Below are 9,450 nucleotides of genomic sequence, written 5' to 3' on the forward strand. Positions count from 1 at the left end.
ATGTCCCATTTTCTGGAGAGTAGGGAATGGGTGTTGACACCCATTTCTAGTGAGGGTTCTTCCGAGTCGGCTGTGCGCGCTGTTAACGTCCGCTGGATCTTCAGCAATGTGGACTTCCTGTGGGGGGAATTGTGTCCGGAGTGCGCCCTGCGGCGTTTCGTCGTGTGCGAACACCTGGCAGACGTATGCGGATTGTCGCCGTAACCCTGGTGGCCTATCTGCTCGCCGGCCTGCTGGGCGGCCCAGTTGCCGCGGCGGCCGAGCTGGAACTGCGCAAGCTGCAGCAGCCCGACCCGGTCCCCGTCTCGGCAGTCAAGGGCGAGAAGCTCAACAAGCCCGACGAGGCGGCGCAGCGCCCGTTCAAGCCGGACACCAAGGCAACGTGGCCCACCGCGGGTGCCGCCACCCTCACGGTGGCCGAGGCCGGCGGGAAGCAGGGGCGGTCGAAGGCCGGTTCGGTGCCGGTTGAGGTCACGCAGAGCGAGACCGCACGCAAGGCCGCAACCGCCCCGCAGCAGGCGCAGGTCCAAGTGCTTGATCGCAGCGCTGCGCAGGCCGCAGGGGTGGATGGTGTCCTGGTCGCGGTGCAGAGCCACGGCGCCGACAAAGGCAAGGGCACGCTCGACCTGACCTTGGACTACTCGTCCTTCGCCGGGATCTACGGCGGTGACTGGGCCTCACGCCTGGTGCTGCGAGAGGTGCCCGCCTGCGCGCTCACCACACCTGGCGCGAAGGGCTGCGCCCCGGGTAAGACGCTTCCCTCGCACAACGACCCCAAGAACAAGACGCTTTCGGCTGATCTCACCACCCAGATCAGCACCGAGGCCGCCGACGAGGCGGGCCAGCCGGTCCAGCAGGCGTCCCCGGTCAGCCGCACCCGGACCTCCACCGTGGCCGACGGTGCCACGCTGCTTGCCGTGACCGCCGCCCCCTCCGGCGCCAACGGCGACTTCACCGCCACCTCCCTGTCCCCGTCAGGCAAGTGGGAAGCCGGCGGCTCGTCCGGTGCATTCTCCTGGACGTATGAGATGGACACGCCCGCCGTGCCGGGCGGGCTCGAGCCGGACCTCGGTCTGTCGTACTCCTCGCAGGCCGTGGACGGCCGGACGGCGGCCACGAACAACCAGGCCAACTGGATCGGGGACGGCTGGTCCCTGTCGCCGGGGGCCATCGAGCGTCGCTATGTCTCCTGCCAGGACGACAAGGCCGGCGGCAACAACCCGTCGAACAAGGTCGGCGACCAGTGCTGGAAGAAGGACAACGCCACCCTGTCGCTGGGTGGTTCGTCCAGCGAACTGGTCAAGGACGACACATCGGGCGCGTGGAAGAAGAAGAACGACGACGGCACGCGCGTGGAGCTGCTCAAGAACTCCGCTCGGGCCAACGGCGACAACGACAACGAGTACTGGAAGGTGACCGCGCCGGACGGCACCCGCTACTACTTCGGCTACAACCGCCCCAACGGCTGGGCCGACGGCAAGGAAGAGACCAACTCGGTCTGGACGGTGCCGGTGTTCGGCAACCAGTCCGGCGAACCCTGCCACGCGAGCGCCTTCAAGGACTCCTGGTGCCAGCAGGCTTGGCGCTGGAACCTCGATGCGGTGATCGACCCGCACGGCAACGCCATGACGTACTACTGGGCCAAGGAATCCAACTCCTACCAGCGGGCGATCAACGCCGAGTACAAGGGCACCCTGACGTCCTACACCCGTGGCGGCTACCTCAAGCGCATCGAGTACGGGTTGCGCGACTCCAACTTCTATGCCCAGCCCGCCGCGAAGGTCGACTTCACCGTCACCGAACGCTGCCTGCCCACCGACACGTTCGACTGCGCGGCCGACAAGCTCACCGAGGCGAACGCCGAGAAGTGGCCGGACGTGCCCTTCGACCAGATCTGCAAGGCGGGCGATACGTGTGAGGGCAATTCCGCCCCGTCGTACTTCACCCGCAAACGCCTGAGCTCGGTGGCCACCTCGGTCTGGAACGCCGGCGCGTACCAGAAGGTCGATTCCTGGGCGCTGATCCAGAACTTCCCCTCCACCGGCGACGGCACCGACCCACCGCTGTGGCTGGCCGCGATCACCCGCACCGGACACAGCGCCGGTACCGCCATCACCCTGCCGAAGACCACCTTCCACGGCGTGCAGCTGCCCAACCGGGTCGCCGGCGCAGTCGACGCGGTGCCCGCTTACAACCGCTACCGCGTTTACAAGATCGGCACTGAGACCGGCGGGTCGATCGGCGTCACCTACTCGGCGCAGGACTGCTCGAAGACCAGCCTGCCCACCGCGTCGTCGAACACCAGGCGCTGCTACCCGGTGATGTGGTCGCCACCGGACGCCCCGGTCGAGGGCTATGAGCCGTACCAGGACTGGTTCCACTCCTACGTCGTCACGCAAGTCCTGGAGTCGGACGACACGGCCGGCTCTCCCATCAAGCGCACCGACTACTCCTACCTGGGCGGCCTCGCCTGGGCCAAGGCAGACGACGAGTTCACCAAGGCCAAACACCGCACCTACGGCGACCGCAAGGGCTACGCACGCGTCCAGGTCCGCACCGGCGACCCCGCCGAGGGCACCCAGACGCTGAGCGAGACCCGCTACTTCCGCGGCATCGACGGCGCCAAGGTCGCCGACGGCGAAGGCAACGAGCTGACTGATCACGAGGCCTTCGCCGGCATGCCCCGCGAGGAAGCCACCTACGACGGCTCCGGCGGCGCTCTCATCTCCGCCACCGGCTACACCCCGTGGCGCTCGGCGGCCACTGCCACCCACGCCCGCTCGGCGGACAGCCTGCCGACCGTGTACGCGTACCGGTCCGGGACACAGAAGGAACAGACGCGTACGACCATCACGGGCGGCACACTGCGCCGTATCGAGACGAGCCGGGAGTTCGACTCCTACGGCACCGTCAAGTCGGTCTCGGAGATGGGCGACACCGCGAAGTCGGGCGACGAGCAGTGCACCACCACGACCTACAACCGCAACCTCGAGAAGAACATCCTTTCCACCGTGGCGGAGTCGAAGACCGTGGCGAAGCCGTGCGGGACCACGCCGAGCCTGCCCGCTGACCTCATCAACACCACCCGCACCTACTACGACAACGGCACCGCCCTGGACACCACCCCGGCCAAGGGGGACGTGACCCGTCAGGACGAGAACGACGGCGCGGGCACCGGCTTCGTCACCGTCTCCAAGGCCGCCTACGACTCCTACGGGCGTCAGACCGAGGTGATCGACGCGGCCGGAGCGAAGACCACCATCGCCTACACCCCGGCCACCGGGCAGGCACCGACGGAAACCGTCACCACGAACGACCTCGGCCACACCACGACCGTGACCTCCGATCCGCGCCGTGGCCTGCCGACGGCGACCGTGGACGCGAACGGCAAGCGCACCGACGTGGAGTACGACGCCCTCGGCCGGACCATCAAGGGCTGGGGGCCGGGCTGGACGAAGGCCGACCACCCGACACTGCCCGCGGCCGAATTCACCTACCGAGTCTCGAAAAGCGAACCCAACGCGGTGACCAGCAAGGCCCTCAACTACCAGGGCGCATACGACACCTCGCATGCCCTTTACGACGGCCTGATGCGCCCCCGCCAGACCCAGACCGCGGCCATCGGCTCATCCGGCAACCGCCTGGTGACCGAGACCCGCTACGACACCCGTGGCCAGGTCTGGAAGACCTACGGCACCTACTTCGCCACCGGCGCACCCTCGACCACTCTGGTCGGCGGCGACGACTCCAAGGTGCCCGCCGGCTCCGAGACCAAGTACGACGGAGCCGGACGCGCCACCGAGGTCATCTCGCTGAAGTTCGGTGACGAGACCAAGCGAACGGTGACGCAGTACGCCGGCGACCGCACCACCATCATCCCGCCCAAGGGCGGCACGGCCACGACGACGATCGTGGACGCACTCGGCCGCAAGACCGAAGCGCGCGACTACACCAACGCCGCGCGCACCGAGTTCCTGGCCACCCGCTACGAGTACAACTCCCGTGGCCAGCTGGCGAAGATGACCGACCCGGCCGGCATCAACTGGACCTGGACGTTCGACGCACGCGGCCGCCAGATCGAGGCGAACGACCCCGACAAGGGCACAGCCAAGACCACATACGACAACGCCGACCGCCCGATCAAGACCACCGACGCGCGCGGCACCGAACTCACCACCACCTACGACTCACTCAGCCGCACGAAGGAGCTCAAGCAGGGCTCAACGGTCCGTGCCTCGTGGGCGTACGACACCGTGGCCAAGGGGCTACCTGCGTCCACCACTCGGTACGTGGACGGCAAAGCATACACCACGAAGATCGACGCCTACAACGACCGAGGCCAGCCCACCTCCTCCACGACCACCGTGCCGGACGGGGCGGCCGCCGGCACCTACACCTGGACGTTCGGCTACAACCAGTACAACGGCATCCAGGAATGGGTGAAGCACCCCGCCATCGGCGGACTGCCCTCCGAGCGCCAGACCACCGTCTTCGGCCAGGGCAACCTGCCCGACACGACCGTCGCCGGCCTGGTCACCCTGGTCAACGACACCAGCTACGACGTGTACGGGCGCCAGATCCGGGCCGAGTACGGCACGCTGGGGCAGAAGGTGTACCGCACCCAGGAGTTCGATGAGCACACCAGTCAGCTCACGCGCTCCACCATCGACGGCGACAAGGCCCTGCGGGTGGAGGACACCCGCTACGGCTACGACCCTGCCGGTAACGTCACGCGCATCTCCAGCACCTCCGGCCAGGACGCGGCGGCCGTCACCGACACCCAGTGCTTCGCCATCGACGCCCTGCGTCGCATGACGGAAGCCTGGACCGCCAAGTCCCCGACCGACACCTGCGCCACGGCTCCCACGTCGAGCACAGTCGGCGGCCCGGACGCCTATTGGCACTCCTACACTTACGACGACGCGGGCAACCGCACCAAGGAAGTCCAGCACGCCACCAGCAGTAGCGGCACGGACATCACCCGCACCTACACCACCGGCAAGGCCGGCGACACCCGCCCGCACGCGCTGCGGTCAGTCGCCACGACCGGCGGGCCGGACAGCGGCAAAACGGAGTCGTTCACCTACGACGATGCCGGCAACACCACCAAGCGCACTGGCGGTTCACGCACCCAGAACCTCACCTGGGACCCGGAAGGCCACCTCGCCACGCTCGTCGAGGACGGAAAGACCACCGAGTACCTCTACGACGCGTCCGGCAACCGCATGCTCGCCAAGAACGCGGACGGCTCCACGACCGCCTATCTGCCGGGCGGCAACGAGCTGAAGGTGACCTCCACCGGCGCGAAGTCCGCCACCCGCTACTACACGCACGGCGGCGAAACCGTCGCCGTCCGCACCAGCGCTGGCTTCCACTTCCTCTTCGCCAACCAGCACGGCACCGCACTGATCGCCATCACCATGGGAGCGGCGCAGACGGTCACCCGCCGCAAGCAACTCCCCTTCGGCAGCCAGCGCTCCGCCAACGGCAGCAGCTCCTGGCCCGGCGACCGCGGCTTCGTCGGCGGCACCAGCGACCCCACCGGCTACACCCACCTCGGCGCCCGCGAATACGACCCGACACTGGGCCGCTTCCTGTCCGTCGACCCCCTCCTGATCCCGGACGACCCGACCCAGCTCAACCCGTACACCTACGGCAACAACAACCCCGCCACCTTCGCCGACCCCACGGGCGAGGCGTACGAAGAGTGCGTCAGCGGCCAGTACAACTGCACCTACGGCAAGGGCGGCACCGGCGACGTCAAGAAGGTCAGCTTCGGCAAGAACTACGAGAAGGAAACCCGCGCCCGCGGTGGCAAGGTGTCCAAGAACTACTATGCCCAGCAGGTCACCGGGCGTCAGTACACCTACACCAAGGGCAAGGGGATGAGTACCCGATATACCGACTACGAGTACCGCCAGGCCGAAAAGCTTCGCAAGGAAAAAGAGCTCAAACATCAGCAGTACCTGAACAAACGTGAAGCCGAACTTGAGTCTCTGCGTAATCCCCCCGAGGACAAGCCATGGTACGTGGACACGTGGGACTCCGTTTCAGGGTTCTTTGCCGAGCACTCGAACGAGATAAAGGTAGGCATTGGGTTGTTCGCCTTCGGAACATGCGTCGTTGCCACCGCTGGAACGTGCACAGTCGTTGGAGTCGGCGGATTGAGCATGAGCGCAGCACTCGACCAAAACGCCGGCGTTGATACCACGACAGCCGAATATCGCACGCAAACAGGGATTGTTTTTGGTGCGACCATGGCTGGCGGAGGTGCGGCAACATGGTTCGGTAAGGGGAAGGGGCAGACTTGGCTCCAGGGCTTGCACGCCAGGCCGAGGGTGCCCATGCAGGGCGGGCACGGCCGCACCGACTGGGATCTATCCGCTAAGGCATTTGCGTTCAATGGCTTGATGACAGGGCCGGCATGCGGTGGCGCATTTTTCCTGGAGAACAACGCAGGATACTGCGGATGACGGTGCCATGGACGCTTAAGGTTTCACGCGCCCGCGGCGCGCATGAGACGTTGCGTGTAAGAATGGCGGACGCGATGTGGAAGGCCATCCTGTTCCCCGTTCCCTCAGTCGCACTCGCAGTGTTGTATGTGCTGATCGGAAGTGACGGTGTCCATGGCGGCGGGCCCTCAAGGGTCGGAGTCGCTATCGCCATCGTCCTCTCGGGATTCTGTGTGAGTCTAGGTTGGCGCATGTGCTTCGCGACCCGCCTCGACGTCGATCTTGACCGCGGCATGGTGCGCGTAGTGGGAGTGTTCACCGAGATTAATCTTGATGCCCGTTCCATCAAGCGTGTCGAGTGGATCGAGAGCGGCAGGAATGTAATCACACTGCGACTGTCAAGCAACGTCCGAGTTTCCGTAAGTGCACTCTCTGGAAGGAACGATATCGGGGACTACCTGGAGCACTTGATTGCAACCAGCATGCAGGGGCCTCAACGTGTTTCACGCGGTGATGAGATGGAGTCTCGTCGGCGGGTATTCGGCTATCCAACGGATTTGATTGCGGTTATAGCCTTGGCCTCGGCGGCGCTCCTGCTCGGCTTGTCGGGCTGACTCGCCGGCGAGCAGGCTCAGGACTTGCGGAGCGGTGAGTGGTGGTGAGCGGAAAAGGGCAAGCGTGCGTGTCGATCGCCGAGAAGGAGACCCTCCCCCCTGCGGGACAGATGGCTCTACTGTTCGGCGTGGGCGCTTTTCTTCTGGCAGTTGGCCTCTGGTTCCTTGTGAACCGCAACAGACCGCACAAAATTCTTCAGATCGACACTCTCCAAGGATTCTCGGCACGCGGAGAGGGGGCCACGAAGATCCTCGCGCGCCTGATCGGGGTCGTTTTGGCTATTGGAGGAGCTGGGGCTTTGCTTGGGGGCGTCGTCGTGGTGTTCCGCACGTACTGAGCGCGGAAAGCAGGCTCACTCGGGGGAGGCCGCCGTGACTAACAGCAACTTCGCTCCAGGATTCTGCGGCGCTGGCCCCGCAAGTCCTGGGCTGCTCGTGGGCTCCTGCTAAAGGGTCGACCGGATTTATGCCCGCGGGGCCTGTGAGGCCCCGCGGGCATAATGGGGATAGTGGAATGGGAATCCGGATGGAATATGGACGCGACTAGCGCGGGGTGTACGCGGTTGCGGCCTGTTTTGGCAAGGTCAGTGGGGTTGGGCAGGGTGTGGGCCGGCCGCGAGCAGAGGAGTCTCGATCGTTGAGGGGTAGGCGCTGATGGAAGTGGCCGGCCGAGGCCCAGTGGAGATGAGCGTCGTGGCTCTCATTGCCTTCGGGGTCATGCTCCCGATAGGGGTCCTGATAGGGGCCAATATCGGGCATGCCGCAGATCGGGTGTACGCACTTCTGGCGGCCGCCCTTCCGGGCCCGGTGCATCGGGCGTCGCCAAGATCGCTGCGGCTGTCCGGCTGGGTGCTGGCGTTGCTGGCGCTCGTCGGTCTGCTGCTGGAAGTGCGAACCGGTTTGTCCTGATGCGGGGAGCGTTCACCCGAAGCTCGCCTTCGGGGGCACGTCCGGTCATTCTTGCTCACAGCGCAGGGAGCTTTCACTGCTGGATGTCTGTGCCCAGGCGACAAGAGGGGGGTAGGCCACTGTGTTCACGGCGGTCGTTCTCGGGTTCTGTGGTTCTCTGTTGGCGTTCGACCTAGGGGGCAGTGCTGGGTGCGTTCCGCGGATCGCGACGGGGACTCCTAATGGGCGCGCTGACGATTCGATGCTGCGACTCTTCCTGGGGATCGGGGTTGGCCTGCTTGTCGTGTGCGCGATGTCCTTCGCTGTCGCGGTCGCGGTCTTCGCGTCGTGAGTCCGGTGGAACTCGCCTCGGCGGATGATGCGCTGGGGCTTCTGCGCGCAGCGTGGTCCGGTGTCTTTGCGCTGCTCTGCCTTGGCATCGCCTTCAATATTCGAGATGTCGCGTTCCGTATCTATCAGTTCACGATGTATCGCGGACCGTTCGCTCCTGGGTTCGGCTTCAGTCCCACCTTGATCAGGGTGGTGGGCGGATTCCTTGGGGCGGCAGTTTTCGTGGAGTGCGCAGTCTCTGTGGCGGAGCTGCTTCAGTGAATCTGCGCTCGAGTGGTGCATGCTATGTGGTGTCCTCAGTTGCTCGTGGCGCGCAGCCAGCGTTCGTGAATGATGGCCTGCGATGGGTGTCTGTTCACCGACCCGGTTGCGTGCCCCCTGTTTCGCAGATGGACTCCCCCGGCAACGATCATGATCCCGCCGTCTGCTCGTACATGGCGATCAGCGCTGGCGCGCGCAGCGCACAACCGCGCGCCATAGGCGCCAGGGCAATACGCAGCCGGCCGAGCTTGCAAGCGCGCCTGTGAGTCATATCAGCCGCAGAACGATGTGTAGTCGCTCGTAGCGGGAGCGCTTCGCGGGGGCGTTACGCGTGAGCGGTGGAGTCGACGTCCTTGAGTCGCTCGATGGCCAGCACCAGCGTGGCGGCGAAGGTGTCGAGCTGTTGCGGGGGGAGGTCCGCGAACAGCAGGGCGGCCAGTTCGTCACGCCCCCCGCGTAGGCCGGCGGTGAACTCGCGGCCCTTTGGAGTGAGGGAGACCAGCGTCGCGCGGCGGTCGGTCGGGTGCGCCTCGCGAGCGATGAGGCCCTCCTCCTGCAGGGCGTCCAGGAGGCCGGTGACGTTGCGGGGCGTGACGCCGCGCGCGGCGGCCAGGGCGCGCTGGGTCATCGGACCGTCGTGGAACAGGGCCCACAGCACGCCCGCACGCGCGAGGGTCAGCCCGCGATCGGCCATGCCGCGCTGCATCAGTGCGCCCAGCACCTCGGTCAGCTCGAAGAGCCGGTCGAGCGAAGCTCTGGCGGGACCGGGTCGCTCCGGCATATCGTGAAGTGACTTCACTATGTAGTACCTCCGCATATCAGGGTAGCGCCTCGCGCCGCCCGCAGAGGAGACGGAGCCATGGAGCAATCCACTCGCCAGACGG

General features: G+C 66.0%; 6 protein-coding genes. 5 read left to right on the forward strand and 1 reads right to left on the reverse strand.

The features are described from left to right. The first annotated feature begins 185 nt into the window (after positions 1-185). The 5 genes from BLT97_RS30210 (at position 186) to BLT97_RS30225 (ending at position 8,566) form a co-directional block, all read left to right on the forward strand. Positions 186-6,473, forward strand: coding sequence for an RHS repeat domain-containing protein (locus tag BLT97_RS30210; RefSeq protein ID WP_093615858.1), 6,288 nt, complete (start codon positions 186-188; stop codon positions 6,471-6,473). A gap of 62 nt (positions 6,474-6,535) precedes the next feature. Then, the gene (locus tag BLT97_RS37615; RefSeq protein ID WP_143041415.1) at positions 6,536-7,066 is read left to right on the forward strand and encodes a hypothetical protein; all 531 of its coding nucleotides are present in this window, start codon (positions 6,536-6,538) and stop codon (positions 7,064-7,066) included. A gap of 68 nt (positions 7,067-7,134) precedes the next feature. Next, positions 7,135-7,404 carry a hypothetical protein gene (locus BLT97_RS30215; RefSeq protein ID WP_093615860.1) on the forward strand — a complete coding sequence of 90 codons (270 nt, stop codon included), beginning with the start codon at positions 7,135-7,137 and terminating at the stop codon, positions 7,402-7,404. Between the two features lie 355 nt (positions 7,405-7,759). Beyond that, on the forward strand, positions 7,760-7,975 hold the full coding sequence (locus BLT97_RS30220) for a hypothetical protein (RefSeq protein ID WP_143041416.1): 216 nt from the start codon (positions 7,760-7,762) through the stop codon (positions 7,973-7,975). Between the two features lie 336 nt (positions 7,976-8,311). After that, the gene (locus BLT97_RS30225; protein ID WP_093615864.1) at positions 8,312-8,566 is read left to right on the forward strand and encodes a hypothetical protein; all 255 of its coding nucleotides are present in this window, start codon (positions 8,312-8,314) and stop codon (positions 8,564-8,566) included. Between the two features lie 325 nt (positions 8,567-8,891). On the opposite strand, the gene BLT97_RS30230 is transcribed toward BLT97_RS30225, so the two are convergent. After that, positions 8,892-9,347 carry a MarR family winged helix-turn-helix transcriptional regulator gene (locus BLT97_RS30230; RefSeq protein ID WP_093615866.1) on the reverse strand — a complete coding sequence of 152 codons (456 nt, stop codon included), beginning with the start codon at positions 9,345-9,347 and terminating at the stop codon, positions 8,892-8,894. Between the last annotated feature and the right edge of the window lie 103 nt (positions 9,348-9,450).

The organism is Streptomyces indicus (assembly GCF_900100315.1).
Classification (GTDB): domain Bacteria; phylum Actinomycetota; class Actinomycetes; order Streptomycetales; family Streptomycetaceae; genus Streptomyces; species Streptomyces indicus.